Source organism: Leifsonia sp. Leaf264, assembly GCF_001422325.1.
GTDB lineage: Bacteria > Actinomycetota > Actinomycetes > Actinomycetales > Microbacteriaceae > Orlajensenia.
The window spans coordinates 176,864-199,657 of record NZ_LMMR01000007.1 but is presented as its reverse complement, the minus strand read 5'-3'; the positions used below and the strand labels follow the sequence as shown (position 1 = coordinate 199,657).

The following is a 22,794-nucleotide window of genomic DNA, read 5'->3' as shown; positions in this document are numbered from 1 at the left end:
TGCGGTATGAGCGCATCCGGCGGCAACAAGGCGATCCTCGCGGCACTGCTCGCGAATCTGGGCATCGCCATCACGAAGTTCATCGCCTGGTTCTTCTCGGGTTCGTCGTCGATGCTCGCCGAGGGCGTGCACTCGCTCGCCGACACCGGCAACCAGCTTCTTCTGCTCCTCGGCGGGCGCAAGGCCCGCAAGCGCGCCGACCTCTCGCACCCCTTCGGCTACGGTCGCGAGCGCTATGTCTACGCCTTCGTGGTGTCGATCATCCTGTTCTCGGTCGGTGGCGTGTTCAGCCTCTACGAGGGCGTCGAGAAGCTGCGGCATCCGCATCCCCTCGACAACTGGTGGCTGCCGATCCTCGTGCTCGTGATCGCGATGATCCTCGAGTCGTTCTCGCTGCGCACGGCCATCCACGAGTCGCTGCCGCACAAGGGCAAGGACAGCTGGGTCACGTTCATCAGGCACGCCAAGGCCCCCGAACTTCCCGTCGTGCTGCTCGAGGACGTCGCAGCCCTCACCGGCCTGGTGTTCGCCTTCATCGGCGTCGGCCTCACCGCCATCACCGGGAACGGCGTCTGGGACGCCCTCGGCACCCTCGCGATCGGCCTACTGCTCATCCTCGTGGCCGTCATCCTCGGCATCGAGACGAAGAGCCTTCTCGTCGGAGAGGGAGCGAACCTCGCCGACGCCGCCGCCATCGAGGACGCGATCCTGGCCGGCGACGAGACCGACCGCATCATCCACATGAAGACCATGTACCTCGGGCCCGATGAGATCCTCGTGGGCGCGAAGATCGCGGTCGACTCCGAGCTGCGCTTCGCCGAGGTGGCCGCGGGCATCGACGCCATCGAGAAGCGCATCCGCGAGGCCGTGCCCGCAGCGCGAACGGTCTACCTCGAACCCGACGTCTACCGTCCGAACGCCGACCCGGCTCCGCCGACCGACGCCATCGTCATCAAGGGCCTCGAGTGAGCGCGGAGGCTTCGCGTTCCGCGCTCGTGCTTCGGCACGATGCCGGGATCGGGCTCGGCAACCTCGGACCCGTTCTGGCCGAACACGGCTACGACGTGCGCATCATCGACACCCCTGCGACCGATCTCAGCGCCATCGATCCTGCCGAGGCCGACCTCGTCGTGGTGCTGGGCGGCGATGAGGGCGCCTACGAGGGCGAGCTGCATCCGTACATCGACGCCGAGATCGCGTTGCTCCGCGAGCGCATCGCCGCCGAGCGCCCCATCTTCGGCGTCTGCCTCGGCGCCCAGCTGCTGGCGGAGTCGCTCGGCGGCTCGGCCTACAAGGGACCGTCGACGGAGGTCGGCTACCTGGAGATCGTGCCGACGGATGCCGGCGACAGGTCGCCGGTTCGCCACTTCCGCGGCGTTCCCGTCGTGCAATGGCACGGCGACAGCTACGAGCTGCCGGCTGGCGTCACGACGCTCGCCAGCTCAGCCCAGTACGCCAACCAGGCCTTCGCGATCGACGAGTGGCTGCTCGCCGTACAGTTCCACCCCGAGGTCACGGCCGAGATGCACGAGGACTGGGTGCAGCGCTGGGGCGCCGAGCTGCCCGACCACGGCCTCACGCCGGATGGACTGCGCGCCGACAGGGCGAAGTACTCCGACGACATGCAGCGGGCCTCTCGGGCCCTGCTGGGCGAGTACCTGGATGGGCTGGCGCTGGCTGATGCTCGGCAGGAACCCGCCGGCAGAGTGACGCGAGCGTAGCGAACGCCACGTAGCGCTCGAGCCGCGCTCACTCCTCGGTTTCGCCGCCGCCGCTGCGCGTCTGTGGCTCTGTGACTTCGTGACTCTGCCAGCGGAGTGGGCTCAGCCGCCGCGCTTCCCCTCGAAGAAGTCCAGCAGCATCCGCGAGCACTCGGCCTCTTCGACGCCCGCGAACACCTCGACCCGATGGTTGAGCCTGCGGTCTCGCAGCACGTCGTAGAGCGAACCCGAGGCGCCGGCCTTCTCGTCCCACGCGCCGAACACCACGACAGGCAGACGGGCGGCGAGGATCGCGCCGGCGCACATGACGCAGGGCTCGAGGGTCACCGTGAGGGTGCAGCCCACCAGGTGCCAGTCGCCGAGCGCTGCGGCGGCCTCCCTGATCGCCACGATCTCGGCGTGCGCGGTGGGGTCGTTGGTGAGCTCGCGCTCGTTGCGACCGCGGCCGATCACCCGCCCGTCGGCATCGGTGACCACGGCCCCGACGGGCACGTCACCGCCGGCCAGGGCCTGCCGCGCCTCGTCGAGTGCGATCAGCATCGCGGCCGTGTGCGCACCCGAAGACCCCATGGGCCGCCACCTCCTGCTCGAACTAGGATGAGCCTATGCGAGTCCACGTTGCCGACCACCCGCTCATCACCCACAAGCTGACGGTCCTCCGCGACAAGGACACCCCCTCCCCCGTCTTCCGGGCGCTCGTCGACGAGCTCATGACCCTGCTGGCCTACGAGGCGACCCGCGACGTGCGCGTCGAGCCGCACACCATCCAGACGCCCGTCGCCGAGACCACCGGCGTGCGCATCAGCGAGCCGCGTCCGCTCGTCGTGCCGATCCTGCGCGCCGGCCTCGGCATGCTCGAGGGCATGGTGAAGCTCCTCCCGACGGCGGAGGTCGGCTTCCTCGGCATGGCGCGCAATGAGGAGACGCTCGAGCCGACCACCTACGCCGAGCGACTTCCCGATGACCTCTCCGATCGCCAGTGCTTCGTGCTCGACCCGATGCTCGCGACGGGCGGCTCGCTCGCCGCGGCCATCCAGTTCCTGTTCGACCGCGGCGCACAGGACGTCACGGCGATCTGCATCCTGGCCGCCCCCGAGGGCCTCGCCGCCGTCGAGAAGGCCTTCGACGGGCACGACGTCACGATCGTGCTCGGCGCCCTCGACGACCACCTCAACGAGCACGGCTACATCGTCCCCGGACTGGGCGACGCCGGCGACAGGCTCTATGGACTCGTGTAGGCGCGAATAATCTTCGGCCGCCGACACGCCGTCGCGGCATCCGATCAAGAAAATCCGATGAAACTCGTTTTTATCGGTTTTTCTTTGCCCGAATTCCATTCGATGACGGATGCTGCCGCTCGGTGCAACCTTCGGCGCACCTGATGCGGCGCTGGATCGGTCACACGGCGACACTGAATTGACACAACTCGTCACACTGGTTTTACTGACCATCATGACGAAGAACGCACACCCCCTGACCTCGCTCGAGGCCCAGAGGCATGCCGGCATGATGATGCCCGGCCGTGCGCGCATGTGTTGTCGAATGTGCAGCTGACGCAGCTCCGACCGCCGAGTCCTCGTCACGGACTCCCGAGGCCTTCCGGCCGCCATTCATCGAACCTCTCTCGTCGCTCCTCTTCAGCGACAGGTTCATCGCAGCACCCTCTCCTCTGAAGGACTTCTCATGTCGATCGCCCAGTACACCTCGCCCGACTCGCTCACCGACCTCGCAGCCGAGGCCCCGACCCAGCCGCCCCGCGTCCGTGCCGTTCCCGACGGCACCGAGGCCCGCGGCTTCGTGCTCTACGTCGGGTTCGACGAGGCCAAGGCCGCAGCATCCGGAACCACCCTCCACCGCGTGGTCGAGGCCCTGAAGGCGCTGGCCGCCGAAGTCGCCCCCGGCTCGGAGACCTACGCCGCCGTGGCGCTCGCCCCCCAGGGTGCCGGCGGCCGCGACGTCGATGTCGTGCGCCTCGCCCTGCAGGACCCGTCGGCCCTCGCCAAGCACCGTCAGACCCCGGATGCCGCCGACAGGCACCCGGCCGGCGTCATCGTCGACATCTCGCGTAAGCGCGTTCTGCTCGACGGCGAGTCCGCCGGGCTCACCTACAAGGAGTTCGAGCTGCTGCAGTACCTCGTGCTGCGTGAGGGGCGCACCATCGAGCGTGCCGAGCTCATCTCATCGCTGTGGGACGCCGCGGGCGACGACGAGGTTCCGAACGAGCGCACCATCGACGTGCACGTGCGACGCCTGCGCGCCAAGCTCGGCGCCTACGAGGACATCGTGCGCACGGTGCGCGGCGTCGGATACAGGTTCGACCGGCACGCGGATGTCTCCATCCGCCAGGCGTCGACGCCCAGCCCCGACCTGTACTGAGGTCCAGCGCCGGCTGACGGGCTGCTGCTCCCTGCTCCCTGCTCCCTCGCCTTCGGCGGCGACTTCGTCGCGGCCTCGTGGCCAGCGGAAGCGGCCGCACCGCTCAGTGCTCGTGAGCTCCTGAGAGCTTGAAGGCCAGACGGCCGTGGGTGTACCCGCCACCGGCACGGATGGCCGTCGCGACCCAGGCCGCCTCGGCGAGCTCCGCCTCATCGGCTCCGGCCTTCACGGCGTTCTTGCTGTGCCCGTCGATGCAGTACACGCACTGCGTGGTGATCGAGACGGCGAGAGCGATGAGCTCCCGATACTTCAGCGGGATCGCTCGGCCGTCCGCGGCGAACACGGCGTCATCGAACGCGGCGAAGGCCGCGAGGATGTCGGGCGTGTGCTCCTTGTAGACCTTCGTGTAGCTGCGATCCGTGCTCTCGAAATACTCGCTCATGGCTTCATCCAACCCGCACGACCGAGCGCGGCCGTGCCACCGTGACGCCATGTGACAGGGGCATTCGCCGTGTTACGACGACGGTTGTCATCACCATGCATCGCTTCCAAGCTGGGCCGAGGCCGCATCGGCACAGCATCGCCCAGAAGGAGCACTGAGAGTCATGACCAGAACCATCGCCGTCGCCCTCGATGGAGCAGGCTGGCATCCGGCAGCCTGGCGCGAGTCCGACGCCCGCCCCCGTGATCTCTTCAGTGCCGGGTACTGGGTCGACCTCGTGCGCACGGCCGAGAGGGGCGGTGTCGACTTCGTCACCATCGAGGACTCGCTCGGACTGCAGTCCGCGGCGTTCACCCGTCCCGACGAGCGCACCGACCAGGTGCGCGGTCGCCTCGACGCCCTGCTCATAGCCTCCTTCGTCGGTCCGCTCACCAGCCGCATCGGGCTCATCCCCACCGTGACGACCACGCACACCGAGCCGTTCCACGTGGCGACGGCCCTGCAGACGCTCGACTTCGCCAGCCTCGGCCGCGCCGGCTGGCGAGCCCAGGTCTCGGCCGGAGCCGCGGATGCCGCCCTCATCGGGCGTCGCGACTTCCCGCGGCTGTCGATCGACCAGCTGCGCTCCCCCGAGGGCGTCGCCCTGCAGGAGCAGGTGTTCGGGGAGGCGCGCGAGGTCATCGAGGTGGTGCGCCGGCTCTGGGACAGCTGGGAGGACGACGCCATCATCCGCGACGCGTCTACCGGCCGGTTCATCGACCGCGACAAGCTGCACTACGCCGACTTCGAGGGCGAGCACTTCAGCATCAAGGGCACGTCGATCACCCCGCGCTCTCCGCAGGGGCAGCCGCTGGTCACTGTGCTCGCGCACCAGCGCATCCCGTACGAGCTGGCCGCGACCAGCGCCGACATCGTCTACCTCACGCCGCAGTCCGACGTCGACGCCGCCGCGATCCGCGACGAGGTGCGCGACGCCGAACTCCGGGTCGGGCGCAGCGGGCGCCCTCTGTCCCTGTACGCCGACGTGGTCGTGCTGCTCGAGGACTCCCCGGCGGCCGCCCGCTCGGCCCTCGAGCGGCTGGACGAGCAGAACGGCACGCCACTCGCATCCGACGCCCTCATCGTCGCAGGAACCCCCGACCAGCTGATCGACCGGCTCGACTCCTGGACCGCGCTGGGCTACGAGGGCTTCAGGCTGCGCCCGGCCCGCCTGCCGCACGACCTCGTCGCCATCACCGAGAAGGTGCTCCCCAGGCTCGAGGACGACGAGGCGGCGACAGCCGAGGGCGTCACCCTGCGGGAGCGCCTCGGCTTCGAGAGGGCAGAGAACCGTTACGCCACCAGCACCGAGGAGAACGCAGCATGACGACGACGCCCCGCCAGGTGCACCTGGCCGCCCACTTCCCGGGCGTGAACAACACGACCATCTGGAGCGACCCCCGGTCGCTCAGCCAGGTCGACTTCTCGTCGTTCGAGCACTTCGCCCGCAACGCCGAACGCGGTCGCTTCGACTACCTCTTCCTCGCCGAGGGCCTGCGCCTGCGCGAGCACCGCGGCCTCATCCACGACCTCGACGTCGTCGGCCGACCGAACACCCTCGCCATCCTCGCGGCCGTGGCGGCGGTCACCGAGCACATCGGCCTCGTCGGCACGCTGAGCTCGACCTTCAACGAGCCCTACGAACTCGCCCGCCAGCTGGCGAGCCTCGACCACCTCTCCGACGGGCGGGCCGGCTGGAACGTCGTGACGTCGTCCGACGCCTTCCACGGTGCGAACTTCCGCCGCGGCGGCTTCCTCGACCACGGCGATCGCTACACGCGCGCCGCCGAGTTCGTCAGCCTGGCCAAAGAGTTCTGGGACAGCTGGTCGGAGGATGCCGTGGTGGCCGACGCCGCCAGCGGCCGTTTCCTCGCCGACGACGCCATCGAGACCGTCAGCCATCACGGGCCGCAGTTCGACGTGAGCGGTCGGTTCACGGTTCCGCGCAGCCCGCAGGGCTACCCCGTGATCGTGCAGGCGGGCGACTCCCCCGACGGGCGCGACTTCGCCGCCAGGCACGCCGAGGTGATCTTCTCCCTGCACAGCGAGTACGAGGACGGCCGCACCTTCTACTCCGACGTGAAGGGACGCCTGGCCGGCTGGGGCCGCACCGAGGACTCGCTCAAGATCCTCCCCGGTGCCACCTTCGTCATCGGCGACTCGGCGGCGGATGCCGCGGAGAAGGCTCGCGAGACCACGCTCGCCCAGGTCAGCCATCAGACCGCCATCTCGACGCTCGAGCAGGTGTGGGGTCGGGACCTGAGCGCCTACGACGCCGACGGCCCTCTGCCCGACATCGAACCCGATGTCGACGGGCCCGGGATCTCCCGCGGACGCGCCAGGCACACCCGCGATGTCGGAGCCGTCGTCGCCTCCTGGCGTGAACTGGCCGAGGCCGAGCACCTCAGCATCCGCGAACTCGTCATCCGCACCTCGGGCCGACAGAGCTTCGTCGGCACCCCGGATCACATCGCCGCCGAGATCGACCGCTACGTGCAGAACCGAGCGAGCGACGGCTTCGTCATCGTACCGACGACGAACCCGTACGGCCTCGACGAGTTCGTCGACACCGTGATCCCGCTGCTCCAGGAGCGCGGCGTCTACCGCACCGAGTATGCGGAAGGGGCCACCCTGCGCGAGAACCTCGAGCTGCCCGCACCGCAGCCCGCCCGCGCCGAGGCCCGCGATGTCGGCTGAGGCTCCTGCCCGCGCGGCTGCCCGCCGTGTTCCGCTCGCCGTCCTCGACCTGGTGCCGATCCCGAGCGGCGCGACGGGCCGCGACGCCCTGGCGAACACGATCGACCTCGCCCAACGCGCCGAGGAGTTCGGCTACGCGCGCTACTGGCTGGCCGAGCATCACCTGAACCCCGGGGTCGCCGGTTCGGCGCCGCACACCCTGCTCGGCATCATCGCGGCACGCACCGAACGCATCAGAGTGGGCACGGCAGCCACGATCATCGGCAACTACGAGCCGGTGCAGGTGGCCGAGGCCTTCGGCACCATCGCGTCGCTGTTCCCCGGACGCACCGACCTCGGCTTCGGCAGGTCGGGCCTTCCGGCGACGGATGCCGCGAAGCCCGCGACAGCGCCACAGCCGGCGGCCCCGCCCGCACCAGCGCCGGCCTCCCCCGAACCCGCGGCCAACACCATCGTCGACGGACTCGTGGTGCCACAGCCGACCACATACAGGTTCAACCGGGAGCGCTTCGCCCTGCAGGCCCGCCTGCTCGGACGCACGCCGGGCGACGCCGACGGGTTCGCGGCATCCGTCACCGACATCGCAGCGTTCTTCGAGGGGGACTTCGTCGGCGACGGCATCCCCGTGACCGTGCAACCGGCGGAGGGAAGCGACGTCGAACTCTGGGTGCACGGCTCGAGTGCCGGCGAGAGCGCTCGCCTCGCCGGACGCCTCGGCCTGCGCTACGGCGCGAACTACCACGTGCTGCCGAGCGGCGTGCTCGATTCCCTGGCGGAGTACCGCGCGCACTTCCAGCCGTCGGCGACCCTCGAGCGACCGCACACCACGGTGTCGGTCGACGTGGTCGTGGCCGAGACCGATGCCGAGGCCGAGCGCCTCGCCGCCGGCTACGCGGAGTGGGTGCTGTCCATCCGCGAGGGCCAGGGCGCCGTTCCCTATCCCGCACCCGAGGACGCAGCCGCCTGGAACGAGCTCAGCGACACCGTGCGCGATGCCGTGCGGGATCGCCTCGACACCAGGTTCGTCGGCAGCCCGGAGACGGTGGTGGGCCTACTCGAGACCCTGCAGCGCGTGACCGGAGCCGACGAGCTGCTCGTCACGACGATCACGCACGACCACGCCGACAGGGTGAACTCCTACAGGCTGCTGGCCGAGGCCTGGTCGCGACACGATGCCGACTGAGGGCGCGGCCACGGCCGGGCTCACGGCGGTGCACGGCCTGCGGGTCGGGGCGCAACCGACTCGACCGTCGACGCTCTACCTCGACGCCGTTGCCCAGGACGCGGAGCGCCGGGCGGCCCTGGCACCGCCGATCACCTCACCGCATGCCGGTGCCGCGGCATCAGTTCTCGACGAGGTCGGCCATGCCGTCGCAGACCTGGCGCCGACGCTCGGCGCACTGTCGTCGACCATCTTCGATCTCGCCGAGCCCGGCTTCGCTGAAGTGGGGAGTGTCGAGGCGATCCGCGCAGCACTCGAAGCCGAGGCCATCGCCGTCACCGTCGGCGTGCACGGGCTGCCGACGGCCTTCGTCGCGCGGTTCGATGCCGCGGGCAGCGGGTCATCCGACGCCCCCACCATCGCGATCCTCGCGGAGTACGACGCCCTCCCGGGGCTCGGCCACGGCTGCGGCCACAACGTCATCGCCGCCTCCGCCGTCGGCGCCTTCCTGGCGCTGGTGCGCGCCGAGCGCGCGCGGCCGGGTTCGGTTCCGGGCCGGGTGCTGCTCATCGGAACGCCCGCGGAAGAGGGCGGAAACGGCAAGGAGATCCTGGCTCGGGCCGGCGCGTTCAATGGGGTGGATGCCGCGATCATGGTGCACCCGTTCGGCTACGACGTCATCGACCAGCCGTTCATCGGCCGCCGCATCGTGCGCGTGGTCTACAACGGGGTCGCGGCCCACGCCTCGGCCTCGCCGTTCCAGGGCCGCAACGCCCTCGACGCCGCCACGCTCAACTACCAGGCCGTCGGTCTGCTCCGCCAGCACCTCGTGCCCGGAGACCGCATCCACGGCATCGTCATCGACGGCGGCGAGCGCCCCAGCGTCGTGCCCGAGCGCGCCGAGCTCGAGTACTACGTGCGCTCGCACGCCGCCGAGACGCTCAAGGAGCTGAGCCTGCGCGTGGAGGACATCGCCCACGGCATCGCGCTGGCGACGGGCACCGGGGTCGAGGTGCACTGGGACCCGCTGCCATTCACCCTGCCCATCCGCTCGAACACGCCCCTCGGCGAGCGCTGGGCCATCGCCCAGGCCGAGCGAGGTCGCACCGTGCGCACCAGCGCGACAGTGCCGTCGCACCTGGCCGCCTCCACCGACTTCGGCAATGTGAGCGTGCGGGTCCCCGGCATCCACCCGGTCATCGCCATCGCCCCGCCCGAGGTCAGCCTGCACACCCGCGAGTTCGCGGCCCACGCCTCCGACCCCGCGGTCGTGACGGCGATTGCGGATGCCGCCTACGGCCTCGCCGCCACAGCGGCGGACTTCCTCGCCGATGCCGACCTGCGCGCGGCCGTGCGCGCGGACTTCGAGGCATCCGGTGGCATCGTCGACGTCGAAAGGTACTTCTCGTGAGCACGCAGTCCCCGGCCACTCTCAGCCCGGAACCCGACGGCCGGCCCGTCGTCTACGCCCTGCACGAGAACGCCGACTGGTGGCCGCCGTTCGAGGCTGCGTTCCGGGCCGCCGGTGTTCCGGTGCGGGAGTGGCGCCTCATCGAGGGTGAACTCGATCCGCTGTCCACCCCGCCCGAAGGCATCTTCTGGTCGCGCATCAGCGCGTCGTCCCCGTCACGCGACCACCCGTTCTCGAAGGACTACGCCCGCAGCGTGCTCAGCTGGGTCGAGGCATCGGGTCGCCGCACCGTCAACGGTCGCAGCACCATCGAGTTCGAGGTCAGCAAGATCGCTCAGCTGGCAGCCCTCCGCGCGGCCGGCTTCGACACCCCGGCCACCGTGGCCGTCGTCGGACGTTCCGGGCTGACGGATGCCGCCAGCCGTCTGCCGACCCCGTTCATCACCAAGCACAACCAGGGCGGCAAGGGCCTCGGCGTCCGCCGCTTCGACAGCCACGAGGAGTTCGCCGACTACGTCGACTCCGACGACTTCGAGGTGCCCGTCGACGGCATCACCCTGCTGCAGGAGTACGTGCGCCCGGCTGAGGGTTTCATCACCCGGGTCGAGATCGTCGGCGGCGAGTTCGTCTACGCCATCGCGGCCGATACCGTGCACGGCGGCTTCCAGCTCTGCCCGGCCGACGCCTGCGCCGTCGACCCGAGCACGGGCCTGCCGGTAGCCCCTCCGGGCGCGGAGGCCGCTCCGCTGCCCGGCCAGAAGCTGTTCTCCCTGCGCCGCGACTTCGACGACCCCATCGTCGAGCGGCTCGTCGCCTTCACGAAGCAGCTCGGCATCGAGATCGCCGGCATCGAGTTCATCGCCTCGGCCGACGGTCGCCAGGTCGTCTACGACATCAACACGAACACCAACTACAACGCTGACGTCGAGGCCGAAGCGGATGCCTCGGGTCCCGGTCGCATCGCCCGGTACCTGGGCGCCCTGCTGCGGGAGCACTACCCCGACTGAGCCGGCCTCGAGCCCCGTGGTCGCCCACGGCGTTGCGCTCGGTTACACGGGGACGACATGGCGCGTCACACTGCTGGCCAGGACCGACTCCCGCCCTCACTCTGGCTGCACGCGGAACAACCGCATCCATGCAGCACAGGAAGGCAGCCGATCATGACCACATCCCCGGGACGACGTCGCTGGACACCCGAACTCATCCTCCGCAGGCTCGAACTGCACGCGCGCATCGACGAGATCGCGCGGCACGACTTGTCGGCATCCGCTCGCATCAGGCTCTCGGCATACATCATCACGACGGCGATCGACGACGGCGAACTCGACGAGGCCGACGCCCTGGCCGCCTTCGATCGGGTGGTCCGCGAAGCCGACGCCCTCGTCGGCGCCGTCGCGCACGCCGCCTGAATCCGCCACTCTGTTGCGCCGGATGACGATGGGCCGACACGTGCTGTCACAGGCGGAGACGCCGGATGCCGCGATCCCTAGCATCCGATCATGACCACTGCCACGACAACCCCGACCCTCACGCCGACAGCCTCCATCGACCGCGCCGCGTTCGCGCGCGAGTGGGAGCAGTGGCACACCCGCCACGAGGACCAGCGCGCAGACGCCCACGGCTTCCTCGCTGTGACAGGCCTGCACTGGCTGACCGAGACTCCGCAGGCCGTGCTCGACGCCCCCGGCACCTGGTCGACCGGAGAGGACGGCCCCGTCGTCGACCTGGCCGACGGCGAATCGCTCGAGCTCGACGGCACCACCATCACGGGTCGGCACGCCTTCGGCCCGATCGCCGAGCGCGGTGGAGTCACCGTGCGGTGGGGCGACATCGCCATCGAGGTCGCCCGCCGCGGCGGTAACGACATCGTGCGACCGCGCAACCCGACGCATCCGCTGCGCACCGACTACACCGGTACGCCCACCTACCTGCCGAACCCGCGCTGGCTGGCCCACGGACGCTTCGTCGCCTACGACGAGCCGCGGGCCGTCACCGTCGGCGCCGCCGTCGAGGGCCTGCAGCACGTCTACGAGGCCCCGGGCGAGGTGGAGTTCGAGCTGCGCGGCGAGACCTTCACCCTCATCGCCTTCAACGGCCACACCCCCGGCAGCCTGTTCGCGCTGTTCACCGATGCCACCAGCGGCATCACCACCTACGCCGCGAACCGATCCCTGTCCATCGATGCTCCGGATGCCGACGGGCACGTCGTGCTCGACTTCAACCGGGCCACGAACCTGCCCTGCGCCTACACGGACTTCGCCACCTGCCCGCTGCCCCCGGCGGGCAACCGCCTCCCGGTGGGCATCGAGGCCGGCGAGAAGACCCCGCTCGAGCGCGGCTGAGAGAGGCACCAGCCATGAGATTCCAGATCCTCGACATCGTCCCCTACTACGCGGACCCGATCACCGGGCGCCAGGTGAGTCCCGCAGAGCGGCTCAGCCAGACCGTGGAGCTCGCCCGCCGAGCTGAAAGGCTCGGCATCGACGCCTTCTCGGTGGGCGAACGCCACGCCGGTCGCTTCCTGTCGTCGTCACCGTCGGTGCTGCTCGGTGCCATCGCGGCCGTGACCAGCAGCATCCGTCTGCAGACGGGCGTCACGGTGCTGTCGGTGCTCGACCCCGTGAGGGTGGCCGAGGACTACGCCACCATCGACCAGCTCTCCCACGGTCGCCTCGAGATCACCATCGGCAAGGGCAACGAGGTTGCGCAGTTCCCGCTCTTCGGCCTCGAGATCGACGACCAGTGGGAGCTGCTCGCCGACAAGTACGCCCTGCTGCGTCGGCTCTGGCGCGAGACCGACGTGGACTGGGCCGCCACCCCGTACACGCGGTCGCAGACCGGAACGACGACGCTGCCGCGGCCCTTCGCCGGCGCCCCGCGGGTGTGGCACGGTTCGGCCACGACCCTCGCGTCGGCCGCTCTGGCCGCGCGCTGGGGAGATCCGTTGTTCACGGCGAATGCCATCCAGCCGCTCCGCAACTACGCCGTGCTGGTGCAGCACTACCGCGACGAGTACGCCCGCCACGGTCACGATCCCCGCTACTCGTACATCGGTGCAGGCTCGGGGTCGCTGTTCATCGCCGACACCACCCAGCAGGCCCGCGACCTGTACGGTCCGGTCTACGAGGCCCTGGTCGCGGCGACGAACGTGCCGGGCAACAACACGCCGTTCCGCGACATCGACCACGCCATCGCCGAGGGGCCGGCCCTGGTCGGAAGCCCGCAGCAGGTCATCGACAAGATCGGACGCTTCCATGAGGCGTTCGGCCACGACCTGCAGTCGGTCAGCCTGCCCACGACGCTGCCCACCGAACAGCAGCACGAGCTGCTCGAGCGCTTCGCCGCCGAGGTGGTTCCGACAGCACGGCGCGAGTTCCCCACGACGCTCTGGGGCGACGGCGACCCCTACGCCGAACGGCCGTCCGTCGCCGGCGGAGCCCAGGCCGATGCCGCGGCCGTCGTCGAGGCCGCCCGGGCGGAGCTCGTCGGAGCCTGAGGGCGCCCGCGCTCAGGCCGGTGCGAGTGCGCGGTCGCCGTGCACCCGCGCCGCCTGGGAGATGAGCGCTCGGGCGAGGGCGTCGTTCGCGCGGAACGGCAGTGCGTTCGTGCCGGGGCGCGTGAATGCACCGGTCTCCGGCGCCGCCGTGAAGCTGCCGACAGCGAAGGCCGACGGATGCTCCCGGCCCGCGCCGTCGACGACGCGGGAGTGCTCGGAGTGGACGGTGATCCGCCCCGCCCCGGCGCCCCGTCCCACCAGCTCGCGCAGCACGGGGTTGATGCTCTCCGCTGCGTGCGCTTCGGGGAGCCACGCGTCGACGAGGGCAGCGGCCTGCACGGATCCGGGAACGCACGGACTGTCGGCGATGAAGCCGATGCCGTCCACGGTGCGCACGCGCACGTCGGGGCCGAGGAAGCGCACGAGGCCGGCATCCGAGAGGGCGAGCAGCTCCTCGAGCCGATGCCCGGGCGGGCCGCTGGCGACATAGGAGAAGTACGCGTGCCAGTCGCGCGGCAGGGTCTGCGAACGCGACACCTCGTTCCAGGCATCGCGCGGGATCTCGGTCACGGCCATGTAGGCGTAGAGGGTGGCGAGGAACAGCCCCTGCGTGGCGCTGTGCCGCTGCTCGGTGCGGTGCGCGAGGTCGGCGGCGATGTGCCGGCGCAGGCGCTGCTGCAGCTGCTCGGGAGAGGCGTAAAGTTCGCCGCCGAGCGGCCTGTCGAAGCTCACGAGGTCGAACCTGTCCGCGGCATCCGGAACAGCCTGCTCGATCGCCGCCAGCAACTCGGGAGAGTTCCATGGATGGGACCGGATCAGCTCGGAGAACGACGCCCACTCGGAGCTCACCCGATCGGCATGGCCGGTGGACAACTCGCGGTAGTACCCGAGCAGTTGCTCTGTGGCCACGAGCGGCCAGACATCGCGGTCGAAGTCGAGGGTTCCGGATGCCGCTCCCAACGCCGCGATGCGCTCGGGCGTCAGCACCTCGAGTCGGGGTGCGTCGCCCTGCAGCGTCGAGGTGATCTTGGAGCGGTACGGCACTCCGCGGCGCGAGCCGAGGTGAGCGATCGGCTCATGCCCGCTCGCCCTGTAGACGAGGCGCCCGTCGGCTCCACGATGGAATGAGCCGCCGCGCCCTTCGAACAGCAGCACCACGAGGTCGGTCGCGGCCAGACCCATGCCCCGCACGATCACATGATCGCCCGCTCGGATGCCGCTGAGGTCGGCATCGGCGGTGAAGTCCGGAGCGATGTAGGTGACGGCGTTGCGCTCGGCGAAGGCCTGCAGCTCCCTCTCGCGCTGGCCGTGCTCGCGGGCGTTGTGCCCGACGGCGTAGACGACGATGTCGGCCTCCAAGGCCTCGCCGGTGTCGAGCGTGACCCTGTGGGGGCCGGTGCCACCGCCGCCATCGTCGCCGACGTCGACATCCTCGCCGACGTCGACGACCGACTGCACCGACGCCTGGATCACGGTGACGGTGAGCGACTCGGGGGCATCGCGCACGATCGACTCGTGGAACCAGCCCAGGTAGGCGCTGTTGAGGCGCCTGGTCGGGAAGCTCTCACCCCGCAGGGCGGCGATCTCGGCCAGCAGCCCGGCATCCGTCACCCGAACCTCGGGTCGAAGCCCCGATCGCACCTCCTCGGCCCACGCGATCATCGATGGACCGGGCACGACGGGCCCGTCGATGCGGCAGGACTCGTCGGTGAAGACCGTCACGTCCTTCGCCATCGAGTTGAGCTTCAGCAGGGGCGACTGAGCCTGACGCCAGATGCGTCCGGCTCCCGGCGGGTGAGGGTCGACCAGGGTCACGTCGAGTCGCGTCGCAGCATCCTCCGCCGATGCGACCGCCAGGTTCGCCGCGATGCGCTCGAGCAGCATGACGGCGCGAGGACCGGCGCCCACGATGACGACGCGCACAGGGTCGACCATGACGGCACGGCTCCCTTCGCGCCGGCGGGTCTCGGCCGGCATCGTGCGAAGCTATGGGAGCGACGGATGCCGCGGCAACGCCGAGCGTCATGCTCGCGTAACGCGTCGACACCGCGGGTAACACAGCACGCTCTCATCGTCGAGTCAGCACAATCGAGGGTAGAGAGAAAGAACGAGGAGCGCGTGAGCACTACCGCAGCATCCCAGGACGAACGCCACGGACTTCGCGGGTCGGTCGAGATCCGCCCGGCACGACCCGACGAGTACGACGAGGTCGGTCGAGTGACCGAACGCGCCTTCGCCGAAGGCCCCTACGGCCACCTCCCCGTCACGGCGGAGCGCCGAGAACTCGTGCTGGACGTCGCGGCTCGCGCGGCCTCGGGTGCCGTGCTCGTGGCCGTGGCTCCCGACGGCGTCATCGTCGGCACAGTCACCCTGGTGCGCGCCGGAGCCCCGCAGTCACGGCTGGCCGTCGGTGACGAGGCGGAGCTGCGCCTGCTCGGCGTGCTCGCCGCGGCGCGGGGACTCGGCCTCGGTCGTGCGCTCGCCCTGGCCGCCGAGGAGGTCGCCCTCGGCTGGGGTGCCGCATCCGTCGTGCTCGATACGGGAACCCGCAATCTCGTGTCTCAGACGCTCTATCGGAGCCTCGGCTACGAGCTCATGCCGAACCAGTCGACGGAGCCCGATGGCTCGCCCATCCGGCACGTCGAGTTCATCAAGCCGCTGCGCGACCGCGCCGACGTGCTCGTGAGGCTCGTACTGCCCGAGGAGTACGAGGCTGCAGCCGATCTCTCGGAGCGGGCCTACACGATCGAGTACGACATCACGGAGACGTACCGCGCGTCCATCCGCCAGATCGCCGAGCGCGCTCAGGAGCACCAGGTCTGGGTCGCCGTCGACACGGCGACAGGAGCGCTGCTCGGTGCCGTGGCGACGCCGCGGCCCGGGCGGGCGATCTCGCCGCTCGCCCGCGAGGGTGAGCTCGACTTCAGGCTGCTCGCGGTCGACCCGCCGGCGCGTGGCCGCGGCATCGGCGCCCTGCTCACCCGTCACGTCATCGAGCTCGCGCGCCTGCGCCGCCTCGACCACGTGGTCATGAACAGCGGACAGCAGATGGTCGGCGCGCACAGGCTCTACGAGAAGCTCGGCTTCGGCAGGCTGCCCGAGCGTGAGGGTGCGATCACCGAGGGCGGTCGCACCATCCAGCTGCTGGCCTTCACCATTCCGGTGGGGGCGGCCTCGTGACGGCATCCGGAACCGATACCGAGGTCGTCGTCATCGGCGGTGGGGCCATGGGCTCGGCGACGGCGTGGCAGCTCGCCAGCCGCGGAACCAGGGTCACCCTGCTCGAGCGCTTCTCGCCCGGCCATGCCAACGGGGCCTCCCACGGCGCCTCCCGGAACTTCAACGTGAGCTACGGCGATCCCGTGCACCTCGCCCTACTCGTCGAGTCGCTGCGACTCTGGCGGGAGCTCGAGGACGAGACCGACGCCTCGCTCCTCGCCCAGGTCGGCATCGTCAACCACGGCGACTACCCCGACATCGACGGCGTGCACCAGGCGCTGGCCTCGGTCGGCATCCCGAGCGAGTTCCTTCCCGCAGCGGAGGCGGCCACGCGCTGGCCCGGGCTCCGCTTCGAGACGCGCGTGCTGCACACGCCGACGGCCGGCAGGCTGAACGCCGACGCCTCGGTGACAGCGCTGCAGCAGGCCGCTCGGGCGCGCGGCGCCGACGTGAGGCACGACACCCGCGTGCTCGGCATCGAGGTGCTCGGTGACGACCGGGTGCGCGTCACGACCGAGTCCGGAACCATCACCGCCCGGCGCGCCGTCGTCACGGCCGGCGCCTGGACCCGCAAGCTCTTGGGCGAGCTCGTCGACCTGCCGCCCCTCGTCGTCACCCAGGAGCAGCCCGCGCACTTCGCCGTGCTCGACACCTCCTTCGAGTGGCCGGGCTTCAACCACCGACCGCGACCCGAGGACTCCTGGTGGTACTCCGGCGTCTACGGGATGCACACCCCGGGCGAGGGCGTCAAGGCCGGCTGGCACGGCGTCGGGCCGGTCGTCGACCCTGACGAACGCGACTTCACGTCCGAGCCCGTGCAGCTCGCCGCCCTCCGTCGCTATGCGCGCGAATGGCTGCCTGGAGCCGACGCGGATGCCGCCGTCGAGATCAGCTGCACCTACACGACGACCCCCGACTCGACCTTCATCCTCGACTCGGTCGGACCCGTCACGGTCGGCGCCGGCTTCTCGGGGCACGGCTTCAAGTTCACGCCCTCCATCGGGCGGGTCCTCGCCGACCTCACCATCGGGCGCCCAGCGCCGCACGTCTTCTCGCTCGGGCGCTTCCCGCCCGGCGCTCGCTGACCTCGCCCCCACCTCCCACGCCATTTCGTGCGGTTCTGCGCCACCTGAAAGGGCGCAGAACCCCGCGAACCGGCGCACAGCAGCACGACCGAAGGAGAACACCATGGCGGAGACCCCGTCGATCACGATCGAGTCCGTCGCGTGGGACGACCCGCGGGCCGTCGCACTGCGCGCGGCCATGGATGAGGAGATGGGCGCACGCTACGCCTCGGCCTGGAACGACTGGGACCCATCGGCGGCCGAGGTCGCCCAGCGGGCGCTGACGCTCGATCCCCGCGACATCCGCGCGACGTTCCTGGCCGTCGTCGACGGGGAGGCAGTCGGCCACGCCGCCCTGCGCCGCCTCGGCGACGAGTGGGAGCTGAAGCGCGTCGTCACCCTGCCCAGCCACCGCGGACACGGCATCTCGAAGTCGCTCATCGCCGAGGTCGAGGCCGCGGCTGTCACCGAGGGCGCCACCCGTCTCATCCTGCAGACCGGTGATCGCCAGCCCGAGGCGGTGCGGCTGTACGAATGGCTCGGCTACACGCCCATCCCGATCTACCCGCCCTACGACGTGCTGCCGATGTCACTCTGCTACGCCCGCGTGCTCACACGCTGATCGAGCGGTTGACCGCGGCGTGCTGCGCCATTTCTGGGCGCTCTGCGCCCGATGAGGTGGCGCGCAAGCCCATGAAATGGCGCAACGCACCACCTGCAACACCGAACAGAGCGAACGGCCCCTCTCCCGCACTCGGGAGAGGGGCCGTTCGCCGTTCAGTCCAGGTCGGTCAGCTGCGCGGGAGTCCGGCCGGGTTGACCTCGCTCTTGTCGATGCCCTCGGACTCCAGGCCCCAGCGCTCGAGGATCGCGTCGTACTGGCCGTTCTCGATGGCGTAGTTCAGCACGATGTTCACGGCTTCGATGAGACCGTTGCCCTTCGCCGTGCCAGCCGCGATCTGCGCGTTGGCGGGGAAGCCGCCATTCACGAGGCCGACCAGCTTGGTCTTGCCGTCGACGGCCGCCTTGTACGCCGAGGTGGCGTTGGGCCCGAACGTCGCGTCGACGCGTCCCGACTGCAGCGCGAGGGTTCCGGCCGCGTCGTCGTCGTAGTACTGGAAGTCGACGGGGTCGAGCCCGGCCGCCTTGTTCTCCTCATCCCAGGCGAGCAGGATCTTCTCCTGGTTGGTGCCGGAGCCCACGATGATCGAGAGGCCGGCGACGTCCTTGGCTTCCTTGATGGACGTGATCTTGCTGTCGCTGCGCACGTAGAACCCGAGCTCGTCGTTGCGGTACGAGGCGAAGTCGAACAGGTCCTTGCGCTCCTCGGTCACCGTCACGTTCGAGGTGATGAGGTCGTACTTGCCCGACTGGATGCCGAGGGGCCAGTCGGCCCACTGGGCGACCTCGTTCTTGAACTTGAGCCCGAGGCCGTCGGCGATGAGCTGGCCGAAGTCGGGCTCGCTGCCGAGCAGGGTGGAGTTGTCGTCCTCGGCCAGGAAGCCGAGCGGCGGGATGTACGCGCTGCCGACGACGGTGAGCGTCCCGGCCGTGATGGGCTTGAACCCGCTCGCCTTGAGCGCAGCGACGGCCTCGGGAACGGGATCGATGCGCGGACGGCCCTCGACGTTCTTGCTCGTGAGGTCGAACTTGATCGCCTCCGACGTCGGGGTGGGCGCCGGAGCGGCTTCTGCCGTGCTGCCGCCGTTGTTGATCGCGACGGCGGCGATGATCCCGCCGACGATGGCGACGACGGCGACGCCGCCGACGATCACGCCGACCTTCTTCTTGTTGACTGCCATGATGTGCCTCTTCTCCTGGATGTGGTTGTCCGCTGCGTCCGTCCGGGCGCGCGGGGTCAGCCCTTCCGGCCTCTGGGTGCCGGAAGGAACGATTGCGACGAGGTGCCGGTCAGAGCACCTTGCGGAGGAAGTCCTTGGTGCGCGGATGCTGCGGATGCAGCAGGACCCGCGCCGGCGTTCCCTGTTCGAGCACGCGGCCTCCGTCGAGGAACACGACGCGATCGGCCACCTCGCGGGCGAAGCCGATCTCGTGCGTCACGATGACGAGGGTGGTGCCGAGCTTGGTGAGCTCGCCGATGACGGCGAGGACCTCGCCGACGAGCTCGGGGTCGAGCGCACTCGTCGGCTCGTCGAACAGCAGCACCTTGGGCTTCAGCGCGAGCGCGCGGGCGATGGCCACACGCTGCTGCTGACCGCCGGACAACTGCCGCGGATAGTGGTCGGCCTTGTCGGAGAGTCCGACCCGCGCGAGCAGTCCGAGTGCGAGCTCCCGGGCATCCGTCTTGCTCAGCCGTCCGAGGGCGATGGGGGCCTCGACGATGTTCTCGATGGCGGTGAGGTGCGGGAAGAGGTTGAAGTTCTGGAACACCATGCCGACCTGGGTGCGGCGTTTCAGCACCTCCTTCTCGTGCAGCTCGAAGAGCTTGTCGCCGCGGCGCTCGTAGCCGATGTACTGGCCGTCGATGGTGACGGATCCGCGGTCGACGCTCTCGAGGTGGTTGATCGCGCGCAGCAGGGTCGACTTGCCGGAGCCCGACGGCCCGAGCAGCGCCACGACCTCCCCCGGCTCGATCGTGAGGTCGATGTCGTGCAGCACCTCGTGGGCGCCGTACGACTTGCTCACGCCGGTGATCTCGACGTGGCCGTCGCTGCGACGGCGCGAGGCCGCCGCCGTGATGTTCTCGTCGAAGGAGGGCGCGAGGCGCGTGGTGGTGCTCATCGGAGTGCTCCTGTCTGGGGCGCGGGCTGGGCGGCCGGCACGGTTGCCTCGGCCTCGGCCTCGGCTGCATCGGTGGCATCGGATGCCGCGGGCTTGTCGTCGAGCCGGGCCCACTGCGTGCGCACCCAGCCCGTGGCCCGCTGGATCGGAGTGGGCGGCAGGACGCGGAGAGCTCCGCGCGAGAACCGGCGTTCGATGTAGAACTGCGCGATCGAGAGGATCGTCGTGATGATGGCGTACCAGACCACCGCGACGAGGAGCAGCGGGATGACCAGCTGGTTGCGGTTGTAGACCACCTGCACCGTGTAGAACAGCTCGGGCAGCGCGACCACGAAGACCACCGAAGTGCCCTTCACCAGGCCGATCACCTCGTTGAAGGCGTTGGGCACGATGGCCCGGGCGGCCTGCGGAAGGATGATGCGGAAGAACCGCACCCGTCGGGGCAGGCCGAGAGCGGCCGCGGCCTCGAGCTGTCCCTGGTCGACGGAGAGGATACCGGCTCGGATGATCTCGGCCGAGTAGGCCGCCTGGTGCAGGGAGAGGCCGAGCACAGCCGCCGCGAACGACGAGATCAGGGTGACGGTGTCGATCGACCCGATCCAGAAGTCCGTCGTGAACGGCCAGCCCAGTCCCAGCTGCGGATAGAGGTAGCCGAGGTTGTACCAGACCACCAGCTGCACCACGAGGGGCACCGAGCGGAAGAACCAGATGAAGCTCCACGCCAGCGAGTTCAACAGCGCCGACTTCGACAGGCGGGCTATGGCGAGGAGTCCGCCGAGTGCAAAGCCGATGGCCCCGGCGATCACGGTGAGCCAGAGCGTGAGACCGAGTCCCTTCAGCACGGCGTCGCTGAAGAAGTACTCCGCGAAGACGTCCCACTGGTACTGCTCGTTGGTGGCGAGCGACCAGACGAACTGGGCCACGACGAAGACGGCGATGGCGCTCAGGATCCAGCGGGTCCAGTGCTTCGGATGCACCACTTCGAGCTGGCCGTCCGGGCCCCTGCCCGCCGCCGTCGAGGCGGCGGCGCGGTTCACGACGGTGGGCGGCACGTCGGCGACGGCGGATGCCGCAGCATCGGTGGTCGCGGCATCCGGCGATGCAGCATCCGTGACCTGTGTGGTCCGGTTCTGCACCGGCGTTCCGGCGTCAGGCGGCGTCATGACGCACCCCGTCGCGGGTGTCGGAGGCCGATGCCGAGCCGAGCGGCGCACGGGCGGCGTCGCGCCGGCGCACCTCGTCGCGCACCAGCGGGATGACGTAGCGGCCGAAGTCGATGGTGTCGTCGATGAAGTCGTAGCCGCGGGCCGAGATGATGTCGACACCCAGGTCGATGTAGTCGAGGAGGGCCGCCGTCACGGTCTCCGGGCTGCCGACGAGCGCGTTCGAGTTGCCGCGTCCGCCCGTGAGGCGGGCCGGCTTGGTCCAGAGGGCGCGATCGTGACGGTCGCCGCGGTCGGCGATCTCGAGCAGGCGCTGGGTTCCGGCGTTCTCCGCGGGGGCGGAGAGGAACGCGGGCGCCGTCTCCCGGAGGCCGGCTGCACGCTGCCCGATCTGCCCGAGGATGCGCTCGGCCTTCTCCCAGGCCAGCGCATCCGTCGGGGCGATGATCGGGCGGAACGCCACCTGGATGCGCGGCGGCGTGCTGCGTCCCGCCGCCCGGGCTGCGGCCCGGATGGTCTCGATCTGCGCGGCGGTGTCGCTGAGCGGCTCACCCCAGAGCGCGAAGACGTCGGCCTCGGCCGCACCCACGGCGTAGGCAGCCGGCGACGATCCGCCGAAGGAGATCGGCACCCGCGGCTGCTGCACCGGGAAGATGTCGCTCACGAAGTTCTCGAACCTGTAGTGCTCGCCCTCGTGGCTGAACGGCGTGCGGCTGGTGTGGGCCTGCTTGACGATGCGGATGTACTCGCCGGTGCGGGCGTAGCGCTCGTCCTTGGTGAGGAAGTCGCCCTCCGCAGCCTGGTCGGCCGTGCTGCCGCCGGTGATGAAGTGCACGCTGAGCCGGCCGTCGCTGATCTGGTCGAGTGTGGCGAAGACCTTGGCCGCGTAGGTCGGGTACGACACGTTGGGGCGGTGCGCGAGCAGTATCTGCAGGTGGTCGAGCTTGCTCGCGATGTACGCCGCGGCCGTCGCCGGGTCGGGCGAACCCGAGTGGTAGGCGAACAGGATGCGGTCCCAGCCGTTGTCCTCGTGGGCCCTGGCGAACCTGAGGGTGTAGTCCTTGTCGAAACTGGCGCCGCTCCGGGCGCGGGTCTCGCCGCCGTCGTTCAGACCGGCGATTCCGAGGAATTCGATGGGCATGGCTGGCTTCCTTCCTGTGCAGCGGGTGATGCCCAGAAGGTATGGCGCAGCCGCAGGCCCTGACCAGCGCCGTGTTTCACAGTTCGTCACTATCGTCACGGAGCGTCACAGCGGCGACGGA

22 protein-coding genes are annotated in these 22,794 nt (G+C 70.1%); 15 read left to right on the top strand and 7 right to left on the bottom strand.

What is annotated here, in order from left to right; all coding sequences use genetic code 11:
* Positions 1-6: 6 nt before the first annotated feature.
* Both ASF30_RS16750 and ASF30_RS16745 read left to right on the top strand, forming a co-directional pair.
* The gene (locus ASF30_RS16750) at positions 7-969 is read left to right on the top strand and encodes a cation diffusion facilitator family transporter (protein ID WP_055909281.1); all 963 of its coding nucleotides are present in this window, start codon (positions 7-9) and stop codon (positions 967-969) included.
* A complete protein-coding gene (locus ASF30_RS16745) occupies positions 966-1,721 on the top strand; it encodes a glutamine amidotransferase-related protein (RefSeq protein WP_055909278.1) in 756 nt (251 codons plus the stop codon). The genes ASF30_RS16750 and ASF30_RS16745 overlap by 4 nt, the downstream gene beginning before the upstream one ends.
* Before the next feature lie 102 nt (positions 1,722-1,823).
* Here the strand turns inward: ASF30_RS16745 and tadA are convergent, their stop codons facing one another.
* Positions 1,824-2,291, bottom strand: a complete 468-nt coding sequence (gene tadA / locus ASF30_RS16740; protein ID WP_055909275.1) for a tRNA adenosine(34) deaminase TadA — start codon at positions 2,289-2,291, stop codon at positions 1,824-1,826.
* 35 nt (positions 2,292-2,326) lie between these two features.
* Here tadA and upp point away from each other — a divergent pair, with 35 nt between their 5' ends.
* Positions 2,327-2,959 carry a uracil phosphoribosyltransferase gene (gene upp, locus ASF30_RS16735; protein ID WP_055909272.1) on the top strand — a complete coding sequence of 211 codons (633 nt, stop codon included), beginning with the start codon at positions 2,327-2,329 and terminating at the stop codon, positions 2,957-2,959.
* A 445-nt stretch (positions 2,960-3,404) separates the two neighbouring features.
* Positions 3,405-4,097, top strand: a complete 693-nt coding sequence (locus tag ASF30_RS16725) for a winged helix-turn-helix domain-containing protein (protein WP_055909268.1) — start codon at positions 3,405-3,407, stop codon at positions 4,095-4,097.
* 103 nt (positions 4,098-4,200) lie between these two features.
* Here ASF30_RS16725 and ASF30_RS16720 read toward each other — a convergent pair whose 3' ends face one another.
* Positions 4,201-4,539 (bottom strand): carboxymuconolactone decarboxylase family protein, encoded by a 339-nt coding sequence (locus tag ASF30_RS16720; RefSeq protein WP_055909267.1) that lies wholly within the window; start codon positions 4,537-4,539, stop codon positions 4,201-4,203.
* Between the two features lie 163 nt (positions 4,540-4,702).
* Here ASF30_RS16720 and ASF30_RS16715 point away from each other — a divergent pair, with 163 nt between their 5' ends.
* The 8 genes from ASF30_RS16715 (at position 4,703) to ASF30_RS16680 (ending at position 13,344) form a co-directional block, all read left to right on the top strand.
* Positions 4,703-5,905: an LLM class flavin-dependent oxidoreductase gene (locus tag ASF30_RS16715; protein WP_055909265.1), complete on the top strand. Its 1,203-nt coding sequence runs from the start codon at positions 4,703-4,705 to the stop codon at positions 5,903-5,905.
* Positions 5,902-7,275 (top strand): NtaA/DmoA family FMN-dependent monooxygenase, encoded by a 1,374-nt coding sequence (locus tag ASF30_RS16710; RefSeq protein ID WP_055909262.1) that lies wholly within the window; start codon positions 5,902-5,904, stop codon positions 7,273-7,275. Before ASF30_RS16715 ends, ASF30_RS16710 begins: the two co-directional genes overlap by 4 nt.
* Positions 7,265-8,458, top strand: coding sequence for an LLM class flavin-dependent oxidoreductase (locus ASF30_RS16705; protein WP_055909259.1), 1,194 nt, complete (start codon positions 7,265-7,267; stop codon positions 8,456-8,458). The genes ASF30_RS16710 and ASF30_RS16705 overlap by 11 nt, the downstream gene beginning before the upstream one ends.
* Positions 8,448-9,848, top strand: a complete 1,401-nt coding sequence (locus ASF30_RS16700; protein WP_082467982.1) for an amidohydrolase — start codon at positions 8,448-8,450, stop codon at positions 9,846-9,848. Before ASF30_RS16705 ends, ASF30_RS16700 begins: the two co-directional genes overlap by 11 nt.
* Positions 9,845-10,855 (top strand): ATP-grasp domain-containing protein, encoded by a 1,011-nt coding sequence (locus ASF30_RS16695; protein ID WP_055909257.1) that lies wholly within the window; start codon positions 9,845-9,847, stop codon positions 10,853-10,855. The genes ASF30_RS16700 and ASF30_RS16695 overlap by 4 nt, the downstream gene beginning before the upstream one ends.
* A 153-nt stretch (positions 10,856-11,008) precedes the next feature.
* The gene (locus tag ASF30_RS16690) at positions 11,009-11,257 is read left to right on the top strand and encodes a hypothetical protein (RefSeq protein ID WP_055909254.1); all 249 of its coding nucleotides are present in this window, start codon (positions 11,009-11,011) and stop codon (positions 11,255-11,257) included.
* A gap of 90 nt (positions 11,258-11,347) precedes the next feature.
* Positions 11,348-12,190 (top strand): DUF1684 domain-containing protein, encoded by an 843-nt coding sequence (locus tag ASF30_RS16685; protein ID WP_055909253.1) that lies wholly within the window; start codon positions 11,348-11,350, stop codon positions 12,188-12,190.
* 14 nt (positions 12,191-12,204) lie between these two features.
* A complete protein-coding gene (locus tag ASF30_RS16680) occupies positions 12,205-13,344 on the top strand; it encodes an LLM class flavin-dependent oxidoreductase (protein ID WP_055909252.1) in 1,140 nt (379 codons plus the stop codon).
* A gap of 12 nt (positions 13,345-13,356) precedes the next feature.
* Here the strand turns inward: ASF30_RS16680 and ASF30_RS16675 are convergent, their stop codons facing one another.
* On the bottom strand, positions 13,357-15,321 hold the full coding sequence (locus tag ASF30_RS16675) for an FAD/NAD(P)-binding protein (protein ID WP_200918472.1): 1,965 nt from the start codon (positions 15,319-15,321) through the stop codon (positions 13,357-13,359).
* A gap of 141 nt (positions 15,322-15,462) precedes the next feature.
* On the opposite strand from ASF30_RS16675, the gene ASF30_RS22350 reads away from it, so the two are divergent.
* The 3 genes from ASF30_RS22350 to ASF30_RS16660 all read left to right on the top strand — a co-directional run bounded on the left by ASF30_RS22350 (position 15,463) and on the right by ASF30_RS16660 (position 18,249).
* Positions 15,463-16,524, top strand: coding sequence for a GNAT family N-acetyltransferase (locus tag ASF30_RS22350; RefSeq protein WP_162240774.1), 1,062 nt, complete (start codon positions 15,463-15,465; stop codon positions 16,522-16,524).
* Complete coding sequence (locus ASF30_RS16665; protein ID WP_082467978.1) at positions 16,521-17,648, top strand: FAD-dependent oxidoreductase; 1,128 nt, start codon at positions 16,521-16,523, stop codon at positions 17,646-17,648. Before ASF30_RS22350 ends, ASF30_RS16665 begins: the two co-directional genes overlap by 4 nt.
* Positions 17,649-17,751: 103 nt before the next feature.
* Complete coding sequence (locus tag ASF30_RS16660) at positions 17,752-18,249, top strand: GNAT family N-acetyltransferase (RefSeq protein ID WP_055909249.1); 498 nt, start codon at positions 17,752-17,754, stop codon at positions 18,247-18,249.
* A 169-nt stretch (positions 18,250-18,418) separates the two neighbouring features.
* Here ASF30_RS16660 and ASF30_RS16655 read toward each other — a convergent pair whose 3' ends face one another.
* The 4 genes from ASF30_RS16655 to ASF30_RS16640 all read right to left on the bottom strand — a co-directional run bounded on the left by ASF30_RS16655 (position 18,419) and on the right by ASF30_RS16640 (position 22,673).
* Positions 18,419-19,429: an ABC transporter substrate-binding protein gene (locus tag ASF30_RS16655; RefSeq protein ID WP_055909235.1), complete on the bottom strand. Its 1,011-nt coding sequence runs from the start codon at positions 19,427-19,429 to the stop codon at positions 18,419-18,421.
* A gap of 109 nt (positions 19,430-19,538) precedes the next feature.
* Entirely contained in the window at positions 19,539-20,369 is an 831-nt protein-coding gene (locus ASF30_RS16650) for an amino acid ABC transporter ATP-binding protein (protein ID WP_121003798.1), read from the bottom strand.
* Entirely contained in the window at positions 20,366-21,532 is a 1,167-nt protein-coding gene (locus tag ASF30_RS16645) for an amino acid ABC transporter permease (RefSeq protein WP_082467976.1), read from the bottom strand. The genes ASF30_RS16650 and ASF30_RS16645 overlap by 4 nt, the downstream gene beginning before the upstream one ends.
* On the bottom strand, positions 21,519-22,673 hold the full coding sequence (locus tag ASF30_RS16640) for an LLM class flavin-dependent oxidoreductase (protein ID WP_055909233.1): 1,155 nt from the start codon (positions 22,671-22,673) through the stop codon (positions 21,519-21,521). The genes ASF30_RS16645 and ASF30_RS16640 overlap by 14 nt, the downstream gene beginning before the upstream one ends.
* Positions 22,674-22,794: the final 121 nt, after the last annotated feature.